This window comes from Candidatus Neomarinimicrobiota bacterium (assembly GCA_021734025.1).
Taxonomy (GTDB): domain Bacteria; phylum Fidelibacterota; class JAANXI01; order JAANXI01; family JAANXI01; genus JAANXI01.
The window spans coordinates 73,952-97,797 of the sequence record JAIPJS010000009.1 but is presented as its reverse complement, the minus strand read 5'-3'; the positions used below and the strand labels follow the sequence as shown (position 1 = coordinate 97,797).

Here is a 23,846-nt window from a genome sequence, read left to right as displayed (position 1 = left end):
AAATTGATCGCGTGGAAGATCCCACCCAGAAAACGTCATCCAAAGATCTTTGAGGTGTTCGAAGATCTGGAATCCGGGTCCAGTTTTATCCTGGAGAACGACCACGACCCCAAGCCACTGTATTACCAGTTCCAGATGGAGCGGGAGGGCGAATTCTCGTGGGAATACATCCAGAAAGGACCTGAACTCTGGCAGGTACGCATTGGGAAAACGGCATAATTCAGATATTGTATTAGAAAGTGACGGATATGGATACAAAACGAATTCCACTGTGGATAGGAATCTGGGTCGGCGGGATAATTCTTGTCATCAGTCTGACGGCTCTGTTCCGTCCGAATAACCTGGGATCGCAGGCTCGTGGCGATGTTCAGTTTGGTGAGCCGGACGCCGTTTTTTACCTGGAAACTGCAATGAATAACGGGCGTATGGTCTTTGCCGGGGCTGCCGGGGATATCGATGACGCCATCAACCCTACTCTATCGGTGGCCAAAAATGATGTGGTCAAGATAATCTTATTAAACGGTGACGGTGGAACACACGACGTGGCGGTGCCGGCGTTCGATGCACTCTCCGATAGAATTATGCGAATGCAGGACGCCACGCAGATCGTGTTTAAGGTAAATGCGGAGGGCAATTTTTACTATTACTGTACGGTAGCCGGTCACCGGGTGGCCGGAATGGAAGGGGTCTTGCGCGTTGGCGCTGGATCACAACCTGTGGCGGAGAACGCAGTATCCATTTCCAGAGATCCGTCCGACCTGCCACCGCCGATTGATTCCCGGCCGCCAAAAAGAGTCCAATTCGATTTTGTGGCGCAGGAGGTAACCGGAAAATTATCAAACGGAGCTTCCTACGATTATTACACCTTCAACGGTCAGGTGCCGGGACCGTTTCTCCGGGTTCGGGAAAATGACCAGGTAGAAATTCACCTGACCAACCCGGATACCAATACTTCAGCCCATTCCATTGATTTTCACGCCGTGACCGGGCCAGGCGGTGGTGCCGCAGTCATGTCTGTCTCTCCCGGCAACGAAAAATCCTTTACATTTAAAGCGCTGAAACCCGGGCTTTACGTTTACCACTGCGCCACACCTATGGTAGCGCACCATATCGCCAACGGGATGTACGGGATGATTCTTGTTGAGCCGGAGAGTGGCCTCAAGCCTGTGGATCACGAGTTCTATGTGATGCAGCAGGAACTATATACGAAGGAGAGGGTCGGCAAGGGCGGACATCTGGAGTTCGATTCTCAGAAACTCATGGATGAGACACCGGAGTATTTCGTTCTCAATGGAGCAGTCGGTTCACTGACCTCCAAATATCCCATGGATGTGAAAACAGGCGAGACCGCCCGAATTTTCTTCGGCGTTGGCGGCCCAAACAAAGTTTCTTCGTTTCATATTATCGGGGAAATTATGGATGCGGTCTACGCGAACGGTTCCATGGGAACTGCTCCGATGCAGGATATCCAGACGACGCTGGTCGCGCCGGGTTCAGCGACTATTGCCGAATTGGAATTCGAAGTCCCAGGCACCTACAAAATTGTAGACCACGCTCTGACACGGGTCGAACGCGGCCTGATTGGATTCATCAACGTAACAGGTCCCCAAAATCCAGAGATATTCAATGCGGGACAAACCAAAATGGTAAACCGGTAACCGGAGAAGGTATAAGGTATAGGGAATATGGTATAAGAAAAAAGTAAAACCTGGTGGTGGAGCGTCCCAAAGGGATCCCTTCCGGGATTGTTTGTTATTTGTTGTGAGAAAGACGCCCTTAATGAGGGAAGGAAAATTTTGAAATGATGAGCAATAACAACTAACAATTAACTAATCCCGCTAAAGCGGGAACTACCAACAAGTTTGTAGTGGACTATGGATCCTGGACTCAAGAGCCGTCACAGTCTTTAACTATAACACTCTATCACGTGCTTACCTGAATACTTGAACACCCAAACACACTAACACTGGTTTTTCGTGAAAACTCTCTACTACATCTCAGTCTACCTGCACATACTCTCCGCCATGATCTGGATCGGCGGGATGGTTTTCCTGGGATTGGTGTTGGTACCGGTGGTACGTAAACCGCCATTCGAAAAAGTGGCCTCCCGGCTCATCGAGTGGACTGGCACCAGGTTTCGTACCATCGGATGGATTGTACTCAGTACGCTCGTCGCCACCGGAATCATCAACCTGGCCTATCGTTTTGGGTGGGCAGGATTGATCGACGGATCGATCTTCCGGGGACAGTTCGGCAGCACGCTGGGACATAAGCTGTTTTTCGTTGGTGCGATTTTTATCACCAGCGCTATTCACGATTTTTATGTCGGCCCGAAAGCCACTGAATTGTGGGAACGAGGCGAAACCGACAACGCATCCAAATATCGCAAGCGCGCCAGCATCTTCGGCCGGATAAATTTGGTTCTCGCCCTGTTTGTATTATTTTTCGCAATAATGTTAGTCAGAGGAACGCCGTGGTAGGGAATAAACTTCCGTCGCCGATTCCCGCCGCGGCGAGATCGGTGACGGTCGGATCTCGAGCATATGAATAACTCAGAACTAAATCTTCCACTTCCGGCCCGCATACTCTTGCTTGGACTCGGAATTATTGGTCTCCTGACCGGGATTTGGGCCGGCCTTTGGCGTGCCGGCTGGATGTTACCGGTTCCAGGGGCGCATTTTCCAGAGGCGCATGGTCCGCTGATGATTGCCGGATTTTTGGGTACGCTCATCAGCCTGGAACGGGCGGTTGCTCTCAGGAAAGCCTGGCCGTTTATCGCACCAGTACTCGCTGGATTCGGCGGAGTTTTGCTCATCGTTGGTGCCGTACCGGGATTGCCGAACCTCGCAATCGCCGCAAGTAGCGGTGTCTTATCATTGGTATTCTTTCGCCTATATAGGAAGGATCCTGAACTCCACTATATAATTATGGGAATCGGGGCCAACCTGTGGCTTATCGGGAATATTCTGTGGTTGCGCGGCTTTCCGATGCCGCAGGTGGTCCACTGGTGGGCAGGATTTCTCATTCTTACCATTGCCGGGGAACGGCTGGAACTGAGCCGGGTGTTACAGCCGAAAAGGAGAGTCCGCCAAACGTTCATCGGGATCGTCGCGTTTTACGTTGTAGCGCTCGTGATTTCAGTAGGATGGTTTGATACGGGGGTTCGACTGAGTGGCGTCGCCCTGCTAAGCCTCGCCGCCTGGCTATTTCGCTACGATCTGGCCATGCGGAGCGTCAAACAGAGAGGGCTGTCCCGGTTTATGGCACTGGCCCTGATAATTGGATATCTCTGGCTGGCGCTGGCAGGAGCACTCACAATCTATGCAGGAGCGGCAACTGCGGGGTACCTGTATGATGCTATTCTTCATGCCACCTTTGTCGGCTTCGTTTTCTCCATGATCTTCGGCCACGCTCCGGTGATATTCCCAGTGGTACTGAAGCTCCAGGTCGCCTATCGAGCCTCGTTTTATGTCCATCTTGTCCTGCTGCATCTGTCGCTGATTCTGAGAATTGGCAGTGACCTTTTTGCCAGTGATCCAATCCGTCTGGCCGGCAGCTTGCTGAATGGAGTGGCAATCCTGTTATTTCTGTATAACACGATTACTTCAGTTTTGGATAAAAAATTTTCCGGGTGATCACATCTGTTCACCTGGGATAAGTCAATTCAGATTTCGTTCGATCGTTACACTCACTACCCCGCGAAAATCTCCGGCGTTGTACCCTGTGGCATTATCGCCGGGATAATGTTTTTTCAGGATATTCTTCACCGGGTCGCTGATATTTTCCGGCTGACCGTGACAGTTCAGGCAGAGTCCGCCGACCTGCATCGGCTTATAGTAGCGATAAAACACGGACTCGCCTGAGTCAATTTTTTGCATGTAATTAGAAGGTAATTCGCCCGTATGCGTAGCGGCTTCATGAAAATGTTTCAGCGCTAAGTTTTCAAATTTGTCCGGTGCATTCGCCGGATTCCGTAATCTGGTTGTGGTCCGTTTCACGTAAATCCCGTCACCCAGTTTTTGGCTAATCATGTGTGTCAAAGCCTGGGCAGTATCACTGCAGACGTTAATGCCGTTTACCGGACCGCCCTCAGAGATTGCGTTTAGCAGGGCAGGTTGAAGATTCGACAGCAGCATGGTAGCCGCCCTGCTGCCCAGCGAATCAATGATCACCGTTTCATCTGGGTCCGGTTGAGAAATGTCTGGTTGATTCGACTGGCACCCAATAAGTAAAATAGTGAGAATGATAATTACGTGTACGGATTTCATTTTTCACTCCTCCCATTATATTCCAATATACAGATTAGCCTAATTATCCGGAAGAGTGTGGTAGGTTTTCGAAGTGTATAAGTAATGCTCTGCATCCAGTACCGGGCATTTAATTTTTTGCTTGTCTGGCAGTTGTTATGGTGTTATACTGAACCGTAACACTAAAACAGGTGGAATGTATGACCATACAATTTGAGCATGACGCCCCGATATACCTACAGATTGCTGAGATGATCCGGCAATCTATTATGGCTGGGGAAATTGCGGAGGGGGAGGCCATTCCGTCAGTACGACAGATTTCGGTAGAACAAAATCTGAATCCGCAGACGGTGTTAAATGCCACGCAGGAACTAATTAATGAAGACCTTATCGAAAAACGCAGAGGATTGGGCATGTTTGTAAAAAAAGGTGCCAGGCAGCGATTAAGGGATTCAGAGTGTGAGTCTTTTAAACAGCAGGAAATTCCGGAGATGGTCCGCCAGGCGAAACTCCTGGACATTTCGAAACAGGAATTGCTGACGATCATCGAAAACACGTATCAGGGAGACGAATAATGGAACATCTTATCACCATGAAAAATGTGGATAAACGGTACGGGCAGACCACCGCGCTAAAGGACGTATCTCTGGAAATCCCGGCGGGGAAGATCGTGGGACTGGTTGGCCCGAACGGAGCAGGTAAAACCACCCTTTTGAGGGCATTAACCGGATTGGTTTCCTATACCGGAAAAATTTCTGTACTCGGGATGGAACCGAACAGGGAACGGGACGCATTGATGGAGCGCACTGGCGTTATTCATGATGTCTCGGTGCTACCACCATGGATGAAGGTGCACCAGATACTCTCCTTTCAGGAATCGATCCATCCGCGATTTAACCGGGAACAGTGTGAAGCCCATCTTGAAAAAACGGAAATAACAATGAAACGGAAGATTAAACACTTGTCCAAAGGAATGAAAACCCAGCTACATCTCTCCCTCATGCTATCCACCGATTCCGATATTTTGATCCTGGACGAACCGACTCACGGACTGGATATCCTGTTTCGGAAGGAGTTCTACAATACTGTGTTAGAGGATTTCTTTGATCAGGAAAAATCCATCATCGTGTCGACGCACCAGATAGAAGAGGTGGAGCATATTCTGAGTGATGTGATTTTTATCCGGAAGGGACAGGTGTTGCTTTTTGATTCGGTGGAAAACCTGAATGACCGATTTGTGCAGGTGGCTGTTCCTGAAAGTAATTTGGACGCAGTACGCTCCTATAATCCACTATACGAAACGTCGCACATTGGAAAACGGCTGGTGTTGTTGGATGGGGTTGATCCGGAGGAAATGAAAAAGTACGGGGAAGTAAAAACGCCGGCACTTGCGGATATCTTTGTCGGATTGATGGGAGGGCAGGCATGAAAACATTACTGACGCTGTTGAACCGGGAATGGCTGGAATGGCGGAATGTTGTCTATATCTTTCTGGGAGTGTTTGTTGCACTGTTATTGCTCAGTACTTTCGGTTCGTTTCGGCTGGCACATTATATTGATACCGGCGAACTGATGACCTACTCAGAAGGTGATAGCACTACACTGGAATTGTCCAAATCCTGGGGAGCCGAAGAGAGGGACGAACAGGTGAAGAAGGGTAATGCCGTCAATCTGTTGGAGGAAATGCAGCAGGATCCGGTTCAAATTCTGCAAATTTGGACCCACGTGGTTCGTGGTGGTATGGTTCTTATAAATTTACTGGTACTGTCCCTGGCGATTTTTTATCTTTCTGATGCTGTATACAAGGAGCGGGCGGACGGCAGCACTTTTTATTACCGCAGTCTGCCGGTGTCTGATGTGACGGTACTCGTTTCGAAAGTCCTGTTCGGATATGTCGGCGTCTTGGTTCTGAGCTATCTGTTGACAATATGTGTATCGCTGTATTTGCCGATGTTAATGCCGTACCCAATTAAAGAGGTTCTGGCAGAACACAGTTTATCACTGTCACAAATCAAACTGGGTAGTCTGTACTTCGACTGGGGGATGTTTCATATCCTGCAGTTCTTCTGGCTGTTGCCGGTGGCGATGTATTTTATGTTTATCTCGGTGTGGGTGAAAGGCCGCCCACTGCTCATCGGTATTGGCGGAATTATTCTCGCGGCTATCGTCTGGCAGATCATCTTTGGGAGGATAGACGTACCCAATCAGATAGTCGTAAACTTTGGCATTTTTACAGATGTTATGAAGGAACAGTGGGTAACTGTCCCCGACAGTCTCAACCCGGGAGAACCGGCCGAACTGTTCGGTTCGTTTTCCGGATACATCTTTAGTATGCGTACCCTGATTTCACTAGCGATTGCAGGATTGTTTGGGTACGGAACGTTTATCATGTATAGACGGAATATCGAAGTCACGTGACATTTACTAGAAAAAATACAGAATGTTTGGTTATATCAGCATATATCATTTCAATATGAGCGCATATCAAAATGATATATCAACGGCATGTCTGGTGAAGAGATACATTGGGGTCATAGGGATAAATATACTTTGGTTGAGGCGTTTCTGAATTATAAACGCCGATATGAAAACCGGTTGGCACACATGTTGAAAGTACAACACTAAACCAACAGGCGAGGAACCGATGAACGAGCAAAATGCAATAGTAAATCCAGATGGAACATCCATGAGTCTAGTGGAAAAGTTAGTCAATGTTATTACCGCTCCGAGTGCGGTTTTTGCGCAAATTCGGGAAAAAGTAACCTGGCAGGATTGGCTTATTCCATTTCTTGTTGCTGTGGTCTTTGTTGGAGTTTCCGGTATCGTGAGTGCTCCTTACAACCTGGAAATGACCAAAAGCGCTATGAAGGCTCAGCAGGAAAATTTTATGCAGCGCGACATGCCCCAGGAACAGAAAGAGAGTATGCAGGAACGCTTCCAGGAGCAGGTCGAGAAGCAGGAAGCCCGGTATTCACCGCCGAAAGTATATTATTGGTCGTTTCTGCGGGCACTAGGGGGTATCGGTGTCGCGGTGATGATCTTGGCGGGATTGTATTTTTTTAGCGGGAACACAATTATTGGTGGTGAAGCTAAATTTCCGCAAATATTGGCCGTGGTCAGCCTGCCACAGATGGTCAAGGTCATTGAGTCGCTCTATAATATGTTGTTTATCGGAATTACCAAAAATGCAGATGTACCGGCGAGTCTTGCGGTAATCTTACCGTACAGTCCAGAGAATTTTATGCGGCTGGAAAAATTTCAGCAGGCACTGTATACCCTGCTCAGCCAAATTAATGTTTTTACGGTCTGGCGACTTGCCCTGTTTACTATCGGGTTCAGCATTATATATAAGGTTTCCAAAGGGAAATCCTCCGCAGTAGTATTTGGCCTCTGGGCGTTATGGCTGCTGATTACCACTGCCGGAACCTTTCTCTTTGCCGGATTCGCAGGTTCGTAATTGAAGAAAGGATGATCGGTTTATGAAGAACACACTGAAAACACTCTGGATATTTGGCGGATTTCTTTTACTAACGCCGCTCACAATGTACGGACAACAGACGGTTGCGTCCGACGACACCCTAACTATCCAGGAGTGTATCGACATTGCCATGGAAAACAAGGTCACTATCGATATTGCCCGGCAGCGTAGGCAGAGTGCACAGGCCAACGAAAAATCTGCGTTTGGCGAGTATTTGCCATCGGTAAATGCGTCCTTGGGCGGCAGCCGCAGTATTAGCAAAGGTTTTGATTACGGCGTCCAATTTCAATCGCCAGTCGAGGTTACCAGAGATTACTATGATATGGGACTCTCCCTGAGACAGACAATTTACAACGGTGGCAATGTCCGCAATAATTACAAAATGGCAACGCTGGCGTCTGAACAGGCACAGCTCAGAGTGAAGTCCGCCAAAGAAAACCTGGTGGTGGACGTGACTACGGCGTATCTGAATGTTCTACGTGCCCGGGAGTTGGTCACGGTCTATGAACGGACGCTGGAGAGCAGCCAGGCTCAGGTGGAGCAAACAGAAGAGCGTTATCGGTTGGGTGCCGTAGCACAGTCCGACGTTTACAAGGCCAAAACCCAGGCCGGAAATGATCGGATAAACCTGCTGAATCAGCAGCAGCAATTGTCAAATGCCAAACGGGAACTGAACGTAGCAATGGGACGGCGGGCTTCCGCTCCGGTAATCCTTGGGGTATTTGAGTACGAGTCACCGGAGATCCCGGCGTTGGACGTGGCCATGCAACAGGCGCAGGCCTCAAATAAACAGATCCGGCAACTCGAGCTTGAGCAGCGGCGCTCGAAGGCAAATCTGGCGGTGGCCAGGAGCAATTTGCTTCCATCGGTCGCCGGAAGTTTTTCCTATGGACGCTCCGGCGATGCGATTGATAAACTCTATACCGACTTCAGCAAAGGATACAACTATCGGATTGGAGTGAACGTCAGCATCCCCATTTTTAACCAATTCCGCACCGATGGTTTTGTACAACAGCGTCGCGCGGATTATGTCATTGCTCAGAAGGATTATAGTGATGCCGTCCTCACACTTAACATGCGGGTTGAGAATTTGATAGAACAGTTGAAAACATACGGCGAGGTCATTGAGCTAAATGAAGTGAGCTTGCAATCGGCACAAGAAGATTTACGGTTGGCACGAGAGCGATACAATATCGGACAGGCCACGTTGTTAGATGTATTGGATGCCCAGGCTGCTATCACCAGAGCCAGACAGATGTTGATATATACAAAGTTTGAAGCGAAAACAGTGGAAACGCAGCTCCAACGATTAACCGGACAGTTAGTAACGGGCTAAGTATTTCCAGAGATGACAAGGGAGTAGAGTATGTTTAAAAAGAAAAAATTCCTCATTGGCGGCGGGATTGTAATAATATTAGCGGTGCTGATCTTTTTCGGTACCAGGGAAAAAACTGCCGGTGCTGTAGCTGTAGATACCCAAATCGTCGGCGCCGGTGAAATTATACAGAAAGTCAACGCGACCGGTCGCGTCCAGCCAGCCGTCGAGGTGAATATTTCGGCGAATGTCAGCGGTGAAATCATGGATCTCGGCGTGTTAGAGGGCGATAATGTGCAGAAGGGCCAGTTCCTGGTCCAGCTGGATCAGGAACGCTACCAGGCGTCACTGGAGCAAGCCAAGAGCATGGAAACTTCAGCCGCCGCCGATCTGAAACTGGCGAAAAGCGAACTGCGCCGAACGGAAGATCTCCATAAGAAAGGCCTGGCCAGCGAGGCGGAACTTGAAGCGGCCCAGGCTTCTGTGGATAAAGCCCAGAGCAACCTGGAACAGCGCCGGGCTTCACTTAAACAGGCCAGAGATGATCTGTCCAAAACACGCATTTTGTCGCCAATCGCCGGGACGGTAACCAAACTCGACAAAGAAGTCGGCGAAATTGCTATGGGATCAACCTTCCAGCGCGACCTCATTATGACCATTGCCGATCTCTCCACTATGGAAGTCATCGTCGAAGTAGATGAGAGCGACGTCATTGACGTGAGTCTCGGGGATTCGGTGGATGTGGAAGTGGACGCGCTGCCGGATACGGTCTTTAACGGGACAGTCACAGAGATTGCCCATTCTGCGGTGACCACCGGCGCTGGAAGCCAGGAGCAGGTAACCAACTTCGAAATTACCGTGACGCTCAACCAACGCGCTCCTGAACTGCGCCCCGGAATGACTGCAGATGTGGCGATTATTACAGAGGTCAATCAGAATGCCATCGTGGTACCGATTCAGGCCGTAACCGTTCGTGCACCAATGCGACTTGAACAGAAAAAGCCGGATTCACTGGGAACGGAGGCTCACAATAATCCGGGGAAGGCAAAAAAACCAAATGCAGCCAATCCGGACAAATCCCCAGTGCCTTTGACAACCCAGACTGTGCGCCGCCGTGAGGAAATGAGCGAAGTTGTGTTTGTCCTGAACGAAGACGAGATGGAGGTTGAACAGCGGGCAGTGAAGACTGGTATCAGCAGCGATACCCATTTTGAAATACTATCGGGGCTTGAAACCGGTGAAGAGATCGTTGTGGGTTCGTACAGGGCGGTGAGCCGGGATTTGCAGGACGGCACCATGGTGGAACGGTCAGGGAGTGGCGGCGGTCCGGATTTCGGGGCATCGGCTCCCTGATATTTAGAATGGAAAAGTCATCTTTGAAAGTATACAAAAGGAGTTTGCCGTGCTTATTAATCTGAACGGCATAACCAAGGTTTACGATTTAGGGCAGGAAAAAGTCTACGCGCTCAGAGGTGTAGATCTCAATATAAATCAAAACGAATATGTTTCGATCATGGGGCCCTCGGGTTCAGGCAAATCCACTCTGATGAATATTATCGGCTGCCTGGATGTCCCATCCGATGGTGAGTACAAATTGGAGAATGTCCCTGTCCATACCATGACGGACAGCGAACTTGCCCGAATCAGAAATCAAAAAATCGGGTTCGTGTTTCAGACGTTTAATTTGCTGCCCCGGGCGAATGCGCTGCATAACGTTGAACTGCCGCTGATTTACAGCGGAATGCCAAAGAAGGACAGACGTGAACGAGCGGAGGAAGCGTTGATCCGGGTTGGCCTGAAGGAGCGGATGATGCACAAGCCTACCGAATTATCCGGTGGCCAGCGTCAGCGGGTTGCCATCGCCAGGGCGCTGGTGAATAATCCCTCCATTATACTGGCAGATGAACCAACAGGTAACCTGGATTCCAAAACCGGCGAGGAAATTATGGATGTTCTCACAAGACTCCATGCCTCCGGTAATACGATAATCCTGGTGACCCATGAGGCGAACATCGCCGAGTTCGCAAACCGAAGTGTTCATATCCTTGATGGCAAAGTGGATACCGATCGGATGACGCAAAATGGTAAACGTACAGCCCAGGCGTAGATTATGAGAAACATCATAGAAAGCACAAAGATAGCCCTCCAGGCCCTCTGGTCACACAAGCTCCGGGCAATCCTTACGACGCTTGGTATCGTGATCGGCGTATTGACGGTCGTAGGGATTATTTCCATTATCGAGGGACTCAATAAGGGTTTTGCAAATCAGATTAGTTCACTGGGTTCCGACGTTTTGTATATCGACCGATATCCCTGGGTGAATACCAGCGCGGATGCCTGGTGGCAGATGCGGGGGCGGCCCAGAATTACGCTGGAGCACTATGAATATGTGAAGGAGCATTCCCGGCTGGCTCAAAGGGTTATCCCGCAGGTGTCCAGTCGGGCAGAGGTTTCCAAAAGGGAACATGCCATTGAAAACGCCTCTATCGTTGGAACAAACGAATATGGATTGGAGGGTGGGTTCGGTCCACAGGACATTGCAGAAGGTCGGTTCCTCTCATTCATCGATGTGGACCGTAATCGGATGGTGGCGGTCATCGGACATAGCATCGTTCAGACACTTTTTCCCAACACCAATCCTATTGGACAGCGAATTAACCTTGCAAACCGACGTTTCCTGGTGATTGGAGTGCTCAAATCGCAGGGAAATATGCTGGGAAATGATATGGATTCGAATATCTATATCCCACACGGTGCGTTTACCAAGACCTTCGGTTCGTGGCGCTCTTATATGATAGCAGTCAAAGTCGGTGACCCGGGGAAGCTGGAAGATGCGCGTATAGAACTTACGGGGCTTATGCGCACGGCTCGGAGTTTAAAGCCCCGTGAAGCCGAAAACTTTGAAATCAATAATCAGGAAATGTTGATGAACTTTTACCGACAAGTCACCTCCGGGCTCTGGGCGACTGCTATCGGAATTGGCGGTATTTCACTCCTCGTAGGTGGGATTGGGATTATGAATATTATGTTGGTATCCGTAACCGAGCGGACCAGGGAAATCGGTATCCGGAAGGCCCTTGGGGCCACCCGGGGGAATGTGCTGATGCAGTTTCTGATCGAATCTATGATGGTTTGTATGGTTGGCGTAATCATTGGAATGGGGGCTGCGGCTGGCCTCGCATACTTCATTGATAAATCGACTCCGCTCCCGGCGAGTATTTCCATGACCTGGGCGGTCCTGGGCATCGGATTTGTGGTGGTGATTGGTGTCCTGTTTGGCCTCTGGCCGGCGAGCCGCGCCGCAAAACTGAATCCGATTGACGCATTAAGATATGAATAGAAAAGAAAGCAAATTGTCCTTGCAAAGTCGCCAGGACGTAAAGGAAAATATTAAATATTTTACCTCTGCGTCACGGCGATTCAATTGTAAAAGGTTTATATCGTGAATATCGTAGAACCAATTTTAATGGCCTTGAACTCGCTCTGGGCGAATAAACTTCGTTCAAGCCTGACGTTGCTCGGCGTGATAATCGGGGTGTTTACCATCATCGGAATGCAGTCGGTGATCGTCGGATTTCAACAAAATGTGTACGAAGAAATGAGCGCCCTTGGCAGTAACGTATTCCAGGTACAGAAGTATCCGGCTGTAAATCGTGGAGGCCGGGACCGACACCGGTTTCGGAACCGGAAGGATATCACCTGGGAGCAGGGAGCGGCAGTTCAGGAATTGGCCACACATGTGGTTGCCGTCGGAGTGGAAAACTGGCAGTTTGGCCAAACGGTAAAGCATCGGGACAAGCGGACTGCCCCTACGGTTACCATCGCCGGGGGAACTCCGGAATTTGCTATCTCTAACGGATATTTTGTTGAGTTCGGCAGGTTTCTCACTGACTCCGATGTACTGCATAATCGGAATGTTGCGGTGATCGGGGTCGATATTGTTGAAGAGCTGTTCCCATTTATTGATCCCCTGGGGAAGACAATTAAGGTGGGCGGTAAACCGCTCCGAGTGGTCGGTGTGCTGGAGAAAAAGGGGTCCCGCTTCGGAAACAGCCGGGATAATCGGGTAATTATTCCTTTAAGTACCTGGCAGGAGATGTACGGACGAAATCATTCTGTGAATCTGACGATCCGCGCGAGATCCAGTGAGGTATATCAGCAGGCGATGGATGAGGTAACGTCGATCCTCCGCACCGTCAGAAAGGTCAAACCTGGCGAACCGAACGATTTCGAAATCTGGTCGTCTGAATCACTCACATCCAACTTCGATGAGATGACCAAGATGGTACGATATGCCGCAATCGGCATTGCCTCAATATCCCTGTTAGTGGCTGGTATTGGTATCATGAATATTATGATCGTGACGGTCACCGAGCGAACCCGGGAGATAGGTGTCCGGAAAGCGATTGGTGCCCAGCGCGGAGATATTCTGCGACAATTTCTTGTGGAATCGATTATTCTCAGTGTTTTTGGAGGAATTGTGGGGGTGATCATTGGCGTGATTATCGCTCAGGTTCTTGGCAGGGTCACACCTCTTCCAGCAGCAGTTCCGACATGGTCCATCATTGTTTCACTCGGGTTTTGCTCAATAATTGGCCTCTTTTTTGGGCTGTATCCGGCGGCAAAGGCAGCGCGGATGGACCCGATAGAATCGTTGCGCTATGAATAAATAACAAAGGAACTACACACACCATAGCATCCCACACATCAGTATCCTCAATCAACAGAACACAATCAGGGTGTTTCAATCAGGGATAATTCTCCCCCGGTGACAGGCCGGGGGAGAATTATGTTGTGACCGTTTTTCGCATACCATTTAACTCCCGATTGATCTAACTTCTTCCGCCCGGAGAATCCATGAAATCTTTACCCAGGAAATTACTGCTACTATTCGGTTTAATTGGGATGCTTACCCATCCATTAACGGGACAGGAAATTCACATTGAAGAAAAATTTGCTTTAGTGGGGTTCGCCACTCTCGATGGCGGAACCACAGGCGGGCAAGGCGGTGAAATAGTCACAGCATCCACCGGGTATGAGATTGAGGAAGTTATAGGCGAGAAGCAGGATGGCGAATACCCGGATGGCCTTAATATTATTGTAAATGGAACGATATCCCAGGACAATACCGAGGAGTCCAAAATCAGCGTGAAGGACCTTTCGGATCTCTCTATTATCGGTCAGGATTCCAGCGGAATTTTCGACGGCATCGGAATTAAAATTTGGAAGGCCAGCAACATCATCATCAGGAATCTGACCATCCATCACGTCTCTGAGGGAGAAGGGGATTGCGTCAGCATCGAGGGGCCGGCCGATCATATCTGGGTCGATCATTGTACGCTCTATAACGATCTGGATCATGACAAAGATTATTACGACGGCTTGCTCGATGCCAAGCGGGATTGCGATTACATTACCATCTCGTGGAACTATCTCCATCATAGTTATAAAACAAGCTTGGTCGGCAGTTCAGATGACGACGTTTACAATCGGCGTCTCAACTACCACCACAACTGGATTGATACGTGTAACTCCCGACTGCCGGCCTACAGGTTCGGCCATGGACATATTTTTAATAACTATTACAGCCGGAATATCGAGACCGGTATCAATGCCAGGCAGGGCGCCGACTTAGTCATCGAAAAGAACTATTTCGAGAACATGCTCAACCCGATCGGATATTGGTACAGTGATTCCACCGGCTACTGGAACCTCTCGGACAATCTCTTTGTAAACTGCGAGGGCAGTCAGCCAACTACCTCGACCACCGATTATGTTCCGCCATACGAGTATAGGGCAGTGCTGGATTCGGTTGAGAATGTGAAATCCACTGTGATGAAGTATGCCGGTGCCGGAGTAATAAGTACCACGACAGCTACCCGGGAGGAGAAGCCGATCTTTCCGACAGACTTTTATATTTCTGCGGCCTACCCCAATCCGTTCAATCCTGTCACAACCATTGATTACCACCTTCCCGGCGATAGTCCGGTTCAAATTTCGGTCACGAGCATACGGGGGGAAGTAATCCATGCAGCGCAGATAAACGGTACAAACGAAACACGCCATTTTACTTTTGATGGGGCCCAACTCTCGTCCGGCATTTATTTTGTCAGGTTTGAAGCGGCAAATTACCAAACTACCCGGAAAATAATCCTTGTAAAATAGTGTACTTTTAGTATCAAAGATTTTCATCGATACAACGGGATTGATTCTCAAACCGACTCGTCCTATATTTGCACTGAAATCGTAAGGCTACCAATCCAGAGAGGACCTGATTGTGAGCATTTCGCTGGAGCAAGTTGAACATATTGCTACATTGGCAAAATTGCGTTTGACCGATGATGAAAAATCGGCCTATACCAGACAGCTCGGCGATATTTTGGACTATATTGAAAAACTGGAAGAACTGGATACCAGCGAGGTTGAACCACTCTCCCATGTGATGGATGTAACCAATGCTTTCCGGGAGGATGAATCCCGGGAATCTCTTTCCCAGGATAAAGCGCTGGAAAACGCGCCCAAATCGGACGGTGAATTTTTTGTCGTCCCTAAAGTGATATAGCATGATCCGCGAGGGTAAACTCCAACTCACCACTCCTCATTTTTCTCTACAACATCCCAACGGCGAATTACCCTCTGAAATTTCCCCGATTTTACCAAAGATGCTGAGAGCACGATGTACTGTATCGGTGTAATTCCTGCACGATACCAGTCGACCCGGTTGCCCGGGAAACCACTGGCACTCATTGCAGGAAAACCGATGATTCAACATGTCTACAAACGTTGTCTGCAAGCAGAATCCCTGGACAGGGTACTGGTTGCTACCGATGATGACCGTATCCGGGAAGCCGTGGCGGATTTTGGCGGTGAAGCCATTATGACAGGCGAGGGACACCGATCAGGTACGGATCGTATCGCAGAAGCCATCGCTGGGATTGATGCCGGGATTGTGGTAAATATCCAGGGAGATGAGCCGCTGATTGAGCCAAAAGTAATCGACGCTGCCATCCGGCCACTCCTGGAAAATCCGGACATTCCGATGGGGACAATCGCTTGCCCGCTGGAGAGAAAGGAGTTAAATAGCCCGGATGTGGTGAAGGTGGTTATGAATGCCAATCACCGGGCGCTGTATTTCTCCAGGTCACCTGTGCCGTATATTCGTGATGAAGCTACTGCCGGTTTGTCCGGAAATCCGCATTGGAAGCACATCGGGTTGTACGTTTACCGCCGGGAGTTCCTGATACAATTTACGCAGTACAAACCGACACCGCTGGAATTGGCCGAGCAGCTTGAACAACTCCGGGCACTGGAACACGGCCATGTTATCCATGTTGAACCGGTGGGTTACAGTGCCGCCGCCGTTGATACTGAACAAGATCTTGAACGCGTCCGTCAACATTTCCAAACTACAGGCTAATTGCTATGAAAGACACAAAGTACATTTTCGTTACCGGAGGCGTCATCTCCGGGTTGGGTAAAGGCATTGCTTCCGCATCCCTGGGATATTTGCTAAAATCCCGTGGATTGTCTGTCACCATTCAGAAATTTGACCCCTACATTAACATAGATCCGGGAACGATGAGTCCCTTTCAGCACGGGGAAGTGTATGTGACCGATGATGGCTCTGAAACCGATTTGGATCTGGGGCACTACGAGCGGTTTATCGATGTGGATATGAGCAAAGATAATAACTGCACCACCGGTCAGGTGTACAACTCCGTCATCAACAAGGAGCGCCGGGGCGATTACCTGGGCGCCACCGTGCAGGTTATTCCGCATATTACCGATGAGATTAAGCGGCGGATCCGGGCGGTGAATAAGCCGGGCAATCGTTATGATGTCGTTATCACGGAAGTCGGCGGTACAATCGGGGATATCGAAAGTCTGCCATTTCTGGAATCTATTCGTCAGTTCACCCATGAGGTGGGCAATGAGAATTCTATGATCATCCATCTGACTCTGGTACCGTACATCAAAAGTAGCGGCGAAATCAAAACAAAGCCGACCCAGCATTCCGTCATGCGGATGCGGGAAATCGGGCTGCAACCGGATATGCTGCTTTCTCGGACCGAGAAGACATTGACGAAGGAGATCAAAGATAAAATTGCGCTGTTTTGTAATGTAAAAACTGAGGCCGTCATTCAGGCAAAAGATGTGGACAATATTTACGAAGTACCGCTCATGTTCAACAAGCAGGGCGTGGCCGAACAGATCGTCGACCGACTGCAAATTGAAGCCGGCGAGCCCTCTATTCAGGAGTGGGAAGATTTTGTCTACCGGGTGAAAAATCCGAAATATCAGGTAGAGATCGCCATCTGTGGCAAATACACAAAACTGCACGATGCATATAAGAGCATTCTGGAATCGTTTGTTCACGCCGGTGCGGAATCCAAGGCGAATGTGAATGTGCGCTGGGTAGATTCCGAACAGATCGAGGAGCTGGAGGATGCCGTCACGGCACTAGAGGGCGTTGACGGACTGCTCATTCCCGGGGGATTCGGTGAACGCGGGATTGAGGGGAAAGTCCAGGCTGTTCGGTATGCCAGAGAAAATAAGATCCCGTTCCTGGGGATCTGCCTGGGGATGCAGACAGCGGTTATTGAATTTGCGCGAAACGTCTGTGGGTTGCCCCGGGCGAACAGCAGCGAATTTGACGAGTCGAGTCCCGATCCGGTAATCGATCTCATGGCGGACCAAAAAGATGTGTCCAAAAAGGGCGGTACCATGCGACTAGGCGCCTATCCCTGTAGGTTGCAGGAAGGTACAAAATCGTATGATGCTTATGATGAGGCGAATATCAGCGAACGGCATCGCCACCGGTATGAGGTGAACAATAAATATCGTGAAATCCTGCAGGATAACGGGATGACCTTTGCCGGTTTATCGCCCAGCGGAAAATTAGTCGAGATTATTGAACTGGAGGATCACCCGTGGTTCGTGGCAGGACAGTTTCATCCGGAATTAAAGTCACGGATCAGTAAAGCACATCCGCTGTTTCGGGAATTTGTTCGGGCAACGGTACGTCAGCACGAAGGCTCCTCTTCCAACGGTTCCTCGGAGCCACAATCGCCAACACTCACTTCGAAAGCAAAGAAATAATAACCGCAATCCTGAAAACTGAATAGCATATGAAAACAGTCACCATAGATTCGATCAAAATCGGAGAAGGAACTCCTCTGGCATTTTTTGCCGGCCCGTGCGTCATTGAGAGTCGCGATCATACAATGCAAATGGCGGAAGACATTAAGGAACTATCAGAGGAAACCGGTGCTCCGATCGTATTTAAGGTCTCGTACGATAAGGCGAACCGGTCTTCCATTGAGTCATACCGGGGGCCTGGAGTGGAAGAAGGCGCCGAAATTTTGGCGGAGGTAAAACGCGAGTTCGGTCTGCCTATTCTCACCGATGTTCACGAGCCATGGCAGGTGGAAATAATCGGTGAAGTCGCCGACGTAATACAAGTTCCCGCTTTCCTCTGTCGGCAGACGGATTTGATCCTGGAAATTGCTGAAAGCGAACGGGTCGTCAACGTGAAAAAGGGGCAGTTTCTGGCTCCGTGGGATATGAAACAGGTCATCAGCAAAATTACCTCGGTGGGGAATGAAAAGATTCTCCTGACGGAACGTGGTGCGAGTTTTGGGTACAATAACCTGGTCTCAGATATGCGGTCCATACCAATTATGCAGGAGTTCGGCTATCCAGTGGTGTTTGATGCCACCCATTCGGCGCAACTGCCAGGCGGACTTGGAAAATCTACAGGTGGCATGCGGGAGCATATCCCGGCACTGGCAAGAGCGGCTATTGCAGCGGGAGTCAATGCTATTTTTATGGAAATACATAATGATGTGGAAAATGCTCTGAGCGACTCGACAACTCAGTGGCCGCTACAGAAGGCAAGAGCGCTGATTCAACAATTACAGGCAATTTACGAAGTGACCCAACAACTGGAGGAGTTGTGAGCGTTCCGAATTCCGTATTGGAGAAAGCGGCGAAAATCAAACTTTTGGTCTCGGATGTTGATGGTGTGTTTACCGACGGTTCTATCTATGTCGGCAGTTCCGGTGAACTAAAGCGGTTCAGCGTTAGCGACGGGATGGGAGTTGCTCTGGCCAGGCACACTTCCCTGGCAATTGCATTGCTGAGTGGCCGACATTCGGATGCCACCACAATACGCGCGGAAGAACTCGGTATTGGAGATCACGTATATCAAGGGTATCTGAATAAAAATGTGGCACTCAAAGCAATTCTGGAACAGTTCGGCGTGGAAAAATCCCAAACCGCTTACATCGGTGACGATTACGTGGATATCCCAGTGATGAGAGAGGTCGGTTTAGCTTTTGCGGTCCCGAATGCCAGAGATGCCGTGAAGAAGGTGGCCGATTATACGCTGGAAACTCATGGAGGCGATGGGGCTGTCACCGAAGTTATTGAATTGATCTTGGATGCCCGGGGCGAACTGCAACAAGCGTTAGACGAAATGGAGCGGAAGGTGTACATGGAGGGTGAAGATGGATAATAAAATGAACCGCTAAGTCGCGAAGGCGCAAAGAAAAGAAAAAAATATAATGGAATTCTCAAAACAGAGGCTGAACGAAATTTCGAAAGATATTTTAGATGCTAGTTTTGAAGTCCATAAAACAATGGGGCTGGGATTGCTTGAGTCGGTGTATGCGAAATGCCTTGATCATGAGTTGAAACAGAGAGAACTAAAATCTGAGTTGGAGGTTGCCGTCCCACTCAGATATAAGAATGTCACCCTATCAGAGAAATTGCGCATAGATCTTTTGGTTGAAGAAAGAATCATTATTGAATTAAAAACTGTTGAATCGATTTTACCCGTACACGAAGCCCAAATTTTGTCGTATTTGAAATTAGCTGAGAAAAGACTCGGTTTTCTGGTGAATTTTTATGTTGCTAAAATTAAGGATGGATTTAAACGGTTTGTTAATAATTTTTAACTTTGCGCCTCCGCGTCTTTGCGGTTGAGGATAATACATGTCTAAAAATGAAATACTGAAAAACGGCCGGATGGTCATCGAGATTGAGCGGAATGCACTCAATGATCTGCTGGAACGCCTGGACGAGAAGTTCGTGGCGGTTGTGGAGCAGCTGTTCGATACCAGGGGGCGGGTGATTGTTACGGGTATGGGGAAGTCAGGCGTTATCGCCAGAAAACTCGCGTCTACCTTGGCAAGTACCGGCACACCATCTATCTATCTCCATGCGGCGGAGGGTATCCATGGCGACCTGGGGATGATTACCAGAGAAGACGTGGTTATCGCTCTTTCTCATAGTGGAGAGACCGACGAACTTGTCAAACTACTGCCGTCGTTCCAGCGGTTGGGTATTGTTCTGGTTGCTATAACCGGGCATCCGGACTCCACGCTGGGAAACCGAGCCGATTACGTCCTGGACACGAGCGTGCCGGAGGAAGCGTGTCCATTGGGGCTCGCACCAACTGCAAGCACCACCGCCATGCTGGCTATGGGCGATGCACTGGCCATTGCACTTCTTGAGAAGCGTGGTTTCGATGAGGATGATTACGCCATGTTGCACCCCGGTGGATCCCTGGGCAATAAACTGTTGCTGACTGTAAACGATTTAATGCATACCGGCTCAGCGATTCCGCTGGTTTCCGACGAAGTGACCATGCGGGAGGCGCTCTTTGAAATCACATCGAAGGGTTTAGGCGTTACCGGAGTTCTGGATGAAAATTCCACTTTAATCGGAGTTATTACTGATGGAGATCTCCGCCGGGGATTGGAACGGGGGAACAATATCCTGGATCGGGACGTTGTTGACATTATGACCGAGAAACCGAAATGGATCACCAGAGATGCCCTGGCACAAAAGGCGCTACACGTGATGGAAGAGTTTTCCATTACCCAACTCTTTGTATTCAAAAGTCAACCTGAAGGCGATCCGATTGGCATTATCCACATCCATGATATCCTGAGGTCCGGGATTGCATAGTGATGGAGCTGGGCCGATTTATCATCATTGGAATTTTGGTTGGGAGTTTTTTAATCGGTTGTAGTGATCCTGAAGTGGATTCAAGAGATGGAACGACAGCTAATCGCCCGACTCAGGAAAGTTGGAATTCAGAAATTTATCTCACCAAGCTTGGTGTCCGGAATGCAGTCGTCCATGCCGGACATCTGGCCCAGTATGCCGACGAAGATAAGACTATCCTGAACGAAAAAGTGAAGGCTGACTTTTACCGGGATAACTCGCATACTTCAACGATGTGGGCCGATAGTGCCATCGTTTTCCGGGAGAAAAACATTATGCGTGCGTTTCGTGATGTGGTAGTGGAATCGGACAGTGGCGTTACCCTGTATACGGAGCGGCTTGCTTATAATCCGGGAACAGAGACAATTACGTCCGATACGACCGTGACTTTAACCACAGAAACCGATACATTGCACGGTGTGGGGTTTGAATCCAATAATGATTTAACCGAGTGGAGGATACTGAATCCGCGGGGCGTCACCAGGCGGGAGTTTGAGCAATAAGGTATGGCTGAAGTTTTACGGGGGAAAAATTTAAAGAAAATATACGGTCGGCGAACCGTGGTGGACGACGTGTCATTGGAGGTGAACCGCGGAGAAATCGTTGGATTGCTGGGGCCGAATGGCGCCGGAAAAACAACGACTTTCTATATGATCACAGGCATGATCTCCCCGAATGATGGAAAAGTTATGCTGGACGGCGAAAATATTACAAAACTACCGATGTACAAGCGGGCTCGGCGTGGCATCGGATATCTTTCCCAGGAAGCTTCGGTGTTCCGGAAGCTGACAGTGGAAGAGAATATCATGCTCGTGTTGGAAATGATGGATCTCACAAAGAAACAGCAGAAGGAACGCCTGGAAGATCTGTTGGACGATTTGAAAATAAAGCATCTCCGGAAGAATACAGCCAGTTCCCTGTCGGGCGGAGAACGCCGACGAACCGAAATAACTCGAGCTTTGGTTTCAAACCCGAGTTTTTTACTTTTAGATGAACCATTCGCGGGGGTTGATCCCATCGCGGTGGAAGATATTCAGAATATCGTCCGGGAATTAAAAGAACGAGGTATCGGAGTGCTAATTACGGATCATAATGTGCGGGAGACGCTCTCGATTACTGACCGGGCATATCTGATGTTCGAGGGGAAAATTTTAAAGACAGGATCGTCGGATTATCTTGCAAATGATGAGGAGGCGCGTCAACTTTATCTAGGGAGAAAATTTCGTCTTGATTGATTTACGCCAAACACAACATCAGGGATTGGAGCTCCGGCAGACGCTGTCACCGCAGCAGATTCTCTTGTCCTCGCTGCTCCAGTTGCCAATTATCGCCCTGGAGCAGAAAATAAAAACCGAAGTGGAGTTAAATCCGGTACTGGAAATAGACGATGACGTGACCGAAGAACCAGCTGAGGAGAATTCCGAGACGGAAGAAGCCCTGGAAGGGGACGTCGGGGAACAGGAACTCGCCGCCGATGATGAAGATGGCGATCTGGAAGCCGAGGAGATTGACTGGGACGAAATTCTGAATGACCCGGACGGATTCGAACCGCAGTATTCGCAATACAGCGGTCGAAAGGATCATCCGGATATCCCCAATCCGCAGCGGTTGTCGCTCACGGACCATCTTCTGGAACAGGTGAATTTGCTTCAGTTCGACGATCTCGAGCGGGAAATTGCCGAGCAGATTATTTACAACATCGACGATGTGGGATATCTCTCCACTGACATGGAAGTCATAGCGGCTAATACCAGTACTACTGTGGACAAAGTCGAGGAAGTCCTGCGGGAGGTACAGCATCTTGAACCGGTGGGCATCGGGAGTCGCAACCTGCGGGAGTGCCTGGAGATCCAACTGGAAGATAAGCTGGAGGAAACTCCGGATGCGGAGATTGCCTTCGATATCGTGAAGAACCATTTTGACGATTTTGCGAACAAGCGCTTCTCCAAAATCGAGCAGAAAACTGATTATACCAAGGATGATCTGGTGCTGGCACAGAACGTAATCGAGCGGCTGAATCCGAAACCCGGTGAGGCCTTGCTGGATCCAGAGACCAATTATATTGTGCCCGATCTGATTGTGGAGCGGATCGATGATGAATTTGTGATTAGCCTGAATGACGGCAATATACCGAAATTGCAACTGAGCAATTATTATCTCACTCTCTACCAAAAAGGAAAAAAATCCGGGGACAAGGAGACTAAAAATTTCCTGAAAAAGAAGATCGATTCGGCCCGTTGGTTTATCAATAGTATCCACCAGCGCCGAACCACAATGCTGCGGGTGATGCGGGCCATTGTTCAGCGTCAGTATGACTTCTTTGATAAAGGGAAAGAACATTTGAAACCGATGATTCTCAAGGATATTGCCGAAGATGTGGATATGGATATCTCCACAATCAGCCGGGTGACCAATGGAAAATACGTCCAGACCGATCGCGGTGTATACGAGTTAAAATATTTCTTTACCGAGAGCATCAAAACGGAGGATGGCGAAGTCTCGAATCGGGTTATTAAGGATCGGATTAAAGATATCGTTGCGGAAGAAGACAAACAGAAGCCACTCAGTGACAGCAAGATCGCGAAGAAACTGCGGGAAGACGGTTACACTATCGCCCGACGGACTGTAGCGAAATACCGAGAACAACAGAATATACCGGTGGCACGGTTACGTCGGGAGATTGATGCGTAAAAACAATTCGGATTGTCCTGTGAAATTAATGCCATCTCGTCAACACGGGATGGCATCTTTTTTTGACTTGCGCGAGAAGAGTCAATGAGGAAGAGAGTATTAG

General features: G+C 49.1%; 24 protein-coding genes. 23 read left to right on the top strand and 1 reads right to left on the bottom strand.

Annotated features, from left to right (window positions below; all coding sequences use genetic code 11):
• Positions 1–248 precede the first annotated feature (248 nt).
• The 3 genes from nirK (at position 249) to K9N57_11150 (ending at position 3,635) form a co-directional block, all read left to right on the top strand.
• Entirely contained in the window at positions 249–1,658 is a 1,410-nt protein-coding gene (gene nirK, locus K9N57_11160) for a nitrite reductase, copper-containing (GenBank protein MCF7804741.1), read from the top strand.
• Between the two features lie 318 nt (positions 1,659–1,976).
• Positions 1,977–2,480, top strand: a complete 504-nt coding sequence (locus tag K9N57_11155) for a CopD family protein (GenBank protein MCF7804740.1) — start codon at positions 1,977–1,979, stop codon at positions 2,478–2,480.
• A gap of 63 nt (positions 2,481–2,543) precedes the next feature.
• Positions 2,544–3,635 carry a hypothetical protein gene (locus K9N57_11150; protein MCF7804739.1) on the top strand — a complete coding sequence of 364 codons (1,092 nt, stop codon included), beginning with the start codon at positions 2,544–2,546 and terminating at the stop codon, positions 3,633–3,635.
• A 24-nt stretch (positions 3,636–3,659) separates the two neighbouring features.
• Here K9N57_11150 and K9N57_11145 read toward each other — a convergent pair whose 3' ends face one another.
• Positions 3,660–4,268, bottom strand: coding sequence for a DUF3365 domain-containing protein (locus K9N57_11145; GenBank protein ID MCF7804738.1), 609 nt, complete (start codon positions 4,266–4,268; stop codon positions 3,660–3,662).
• A gap of 185 nt (positions 4,269–4,453) precedes the next feature.
• Between K9N57_11145 and K9N57_11140 the strand changes: the two genes are divergently transcribed.
• The 20 genes from K9N57_11140 (at position 4,454) to rpoN (ending at position 23,743) form a co-directional block, all read left to right on the top strand.
• Complete coding sequence (locus K9N57_11140; GenBank protein MCF7804737.1) at positions 4,454–4,822, top strand: GntR family transcriptional regulator; 369 nt, start codon at positions 4,454–4,456, stop codon at positions 4,820–4,822.
• Positions 4,822–5,676 (top strand): ABC transporter ATP-binding protein, encoded by an 855-nt coding sequence (locus K9N57_11135; protein ID MCF7804736.1) that lies wholly within the window; start codon positions 4,822–4,824, stop codon positions 5,674–5,676. The genes K9N57_11140 and K9N57_11135 overlap by 1 nt, the downstream gene beginning before the upstream one ends.
• On the top strand, positions 5,673–6,665 hold the full coding sequence (locus K9N57_11130) for a hypothetical protein (protein MCF7804735.1): 993 nt from the start codon (positions 5,673–5,675) through the stop codon (positions 6,663–6,665). Before K9N57_11135 ends, K9N57_11130 begins: the two co-directional genes overlap by 4 nt.
• Before the next feature lie 226 nt (positions 6,666–6,891).
• Positions 6,892–7,704, top strand: a complete 813-nt coding sequence (locus K9N57_11125) for a YIP1 family protein (GenBank protein ID MCF7804734.1) — start codon at positions 6,892–6,894, stop codon at positions 7,702–7,704.
• 22 nt (positions 7,705–7,726) lie between these two features.
• Positions 7,727–9,061, top strand: coding sequence for a TolC family protein (locus tag K9N57_11120; protein ID MCF7804733.1), 1,335 nt, complete (start codon positions 7,727–7,729; stop codon positions 9,059–9,061).
• Between the two features lie 30 nt (positions 9,062–9,091).
• Positions 9,092–10,393, top strand: a complete 1,302-nt coding sequence (locus K9N57_11115; protein MCF7804732.1) for an efflux RND transporter periplasmic adaptor subunit — start codon at positions 9,092–9,094, stop codon at positions 10,391–10,393.
• A gap of 49 nt (positions 10,394–10,442) precedes the next feature.
• Entirely contained in the window at positions 10,443–11,147 is a 705-nt protein-coding gene (locus K9N57_11110) for an ABC transporter ATP-binding protein (protein ID MCF7804731.1), read from the top strand.
• Between the two features lie 3 nt (positions 11,148–11,150).
• Positions 11,151–12,380: an ABC transporter permease gene (locus tag K9N57_11105; protein ID MCF7804730.1), complete on the top strand. Its 1,230-nt coding sequence runs from the start codon at positions 11,151–11,153 to the stop codon at positions 12,378–12,380.
• A gap of 102 nt (positions 12,381–12,482) precedes the next feature.
• Positions 12,483–13,709 carry an ABC transporter permease gene (locus K9N57_11100; GenBank protein MCF7804729.1) on the top strand — a complete coding sequence of 409 codons (1,227 nt, stop codon included), beginning with the start codon at positions 12,483–12,485 and terminating at the stop codon, positions 13,707–13,709.
• A 188-nt stretch (positions 13,710–13,897) separates the two neighbouring features.
• The gene (locus K9N57_11095) at positions 13,898–15,205 is read left to right on the top strand and encodes a T9SS type A sorting domain-containing protein (protein MCF7804728.1); all 1,308 of its coding nucleotides are present in this window, start codon (positions 13,898–13,900) and stop codon (positions 15,203–15,205) included.
• 112 nt (positions 15,206–15,317) lie between these two features.
• Entirely contained in the window at positions 15,318–15,602 is a 285-nt protein-coding gene (gene gatC / locus K9N57_11090) for an Asp-tRNA(Asn)/Glu-tRNA(Gln) amidotransferase subunit GatC (protein MCF7804727.1), read from the top strand.
• Between the two features lie 114 nt (positions 15,603–15,716).
• Positions 15,717–16,457 (top strand): 3-deoxy-manno-octulosonate cytidylyltransferase, encoded by a 741-nt coding sequence (gene kdsB, locus K9N57_11085; protein ID MCF7804726.1) that lies wholly within the window; start codon positions 15,717–15,719, stop codon positions 16,455–16,457.
• A 5-nt stretch (positions 16,458–16,462) separates the two neighbouring features.
• Positions 16,463–18,139: a CTP synthase gene (locus K9N57_11080; GenBank protein ID MCF7804725.1), complete on the top strand. Its 1,677-nt coding sequence runs from the start codon at positions 16,463–16,465 to the stop codon at positions 18,137–18,139.
• Positions 18,140–18,168: 29 nt separating this feature from the next.
• Positions 18,169–18,999, top strand: a complete 831-nt coding sequence (kdsA, locus tag K9N57_11075) for a 3-deoxy-8-phosphooctulonate synthase (GenBank protein MCF7804724.1) — start codon at positions 18,169–18,171, stop codon at positions 18,997–18,999.
• Positions 18,996–19,556: an HAD hydrolase family protein gene (locus K9N57_11070; protein MCF7804723.1), complete on the top strand. Its 561-nt coding sequence runs from the start codon at positions 18,996–18,998 to the stop codon at positions 19,554–19,556. The genes kdsA and K9N57_11070 overlap by 4 nt, the downstream gene beginning before the upstream one ends.
• Positions 19,557–19,605: 49 nt before the next feature.
• Complete coding sequence (locus tag K9N57_11065; GenBank protein ID MCF7804722.1) at positions 19,606–19,998, top strand: GxxExxY protein; 393 nt, start codon at positions 19,606–19,608, stop codon at positions 19,996–19,998.
• A 37-nt stretch (positions 19,999–20,035) separates the two neighbouring features.
• A complete protein-coding gene (locus tag K9N57_11060) occupies positions 20,036–21,013 on the top strand; it encodes a KpsF/GutQ family sugar-phosphate isomerase (protein MCF7804721.1) in 978 nt (325 codons plus the stop codon).
• Positions 21,013–21,555 (top strand): LPS export ABC transporter periplasmic protein LptC, encoded by a 543-nt coding sequence (gene lptC, locus K9N57_11055; GenBank protein ID MCF7804720.1) that lies wholly within the window; start codon positions 21,013–21,015, stop codon positions 21,553–21,555. The genes K9N57_11060 and lptC overlap by 1 nt, the downstream gene beginning before the upstream one ends.
• A gap of 3 nt (positions 21,556–21,558) precedes the next feature.
• Positions 21,559–22,287, top strand: a complete 729-nt coding sequence (gene lptB, locus K9N57_11050) for an LPS export ABC transporter ATP-binding protein (GenBank protein ID MCF7804719.1) — start codon at positions 21,559–21,561, stop codon at positions 22,285–22,287.
• Entirely contained in the window at positions 22,280–23,743 is a 1,464-nt protein-coding gene (gene rpoN, locus K9N57_11045; protein MCF7804718.1) for an RNA polymerase factor sigma-54, read from the top strand. The genes lptB and rpoN overlap by 8 nt, the downstream gene beginning before the upstream one ends.
• Positions 23,744–23,846 lie beyond the last annotated feature (103 nt).

Bases quoted from the DNA above. Each gene is read 5' to 3' on its own strand.
- K9N57_11125 (MCF7804734.1), top strand. From the start codon at position 6,892: ATGAACGAGCAAAATGCAATAGTAAATCCAGATGGAACATCCATGAGT.
- K9N57_11135 (MCF7804736.1), top strand. From the start codon at position 4,822: ATGGAACATCTTATCACCATGAAAAATGTGGATAAACGGTACGGGCAG.
- K9N57_11150 (MCF7804739.1), top strand. From the start codon at position 2,544: ATGAATAACTCAGAACTAAATCTTCCACTTCCGGCCCGCATACTCTTG.
- K9N57_11130 (MCF7804735.1), top strand. From the start codon at position 5,673: ATGAAAACATTACTGACGCTGTTGAACCGGGAATGGCTGGAATGGCGG.
- lptB (MCF7804719.1), top strand. From the start codon at position 21,559: ATGGCTGAAGTTTTACGGGGGAAAAATTTAAAGAAAATATACGGTCGG.
- K9N57_11145 (MCF7804738.1), bottom strand. From the start codon at position 4,268: ATGAAATCCGTACACGTAATTATCATTCTCACTATTTTACTTATTGGG.
- K9N57_11115 (MCF7804732.1), top strand. From the start codon at position 9,092: ATGTTTAAAAAGAAAAAATTCCTCATTGGCGGCGGGATTGTAATAATA.
- K9N57_11105 (MCF7804730.1), top strand. From the start codon at position 11,151: ATGAGAAACATCATAGAAAGCACAAAGATAGCCCTCCAGGCCCTCTGG.
- K9N57_11095 (MCF7804728.1), top strand. From the start codon at position 13,898: ATGAAATCTTTACCCAGGAAATTACTGCTACTATTCGGTTTAATTGGG.
- kdsB (MCF7804726.1), top strand. From the start codon at position 15,717: ATGTACTGTATCGGTGTAATTCCTGCACGATACCAGTCGACCCGGTTG.
- K9N57_11080 (MCF7804725.1), top strand. From the start codon at position 16,463: ATGAAAGACACAAAGTACATTTTCGTTACCGGAGGCGTCATCTCCGGG.
- K9N57_11060 (MCF7804721.1), top strand. From the start codon at position 20,036: ATGTCTAAAAATGAAATACTGAAAAACGGCCGGATGGTCATCGAGATT.
- nirK (MCF7804741.1), top strand. From the start codon at position 249: ATGGATACAAAACGAATTCCACTGTGGATAGGAATCTGGGTCGGCGGG.
- kdsA (MCF7804724.1), top strand. From the start codon at position 18,169: ATGAAAACAGTCACCATAGATTCGATCAAAATCGGAGAAGGAACTCCT.
- K9N57_11065 (MCF7804722.1), top strand. From the start codon at position 19,606: ATGGAATTCTCAAAACAGAGGCTGAACGAAATTTCGAAAGATATTTTA.
- K9N57_11120 (MCF7804733.1), top strand. From the start codon at position 7,727: ATGAAGAACACACTGAAAACACTCTGGATATTTGGCGGATTTCTTTTA.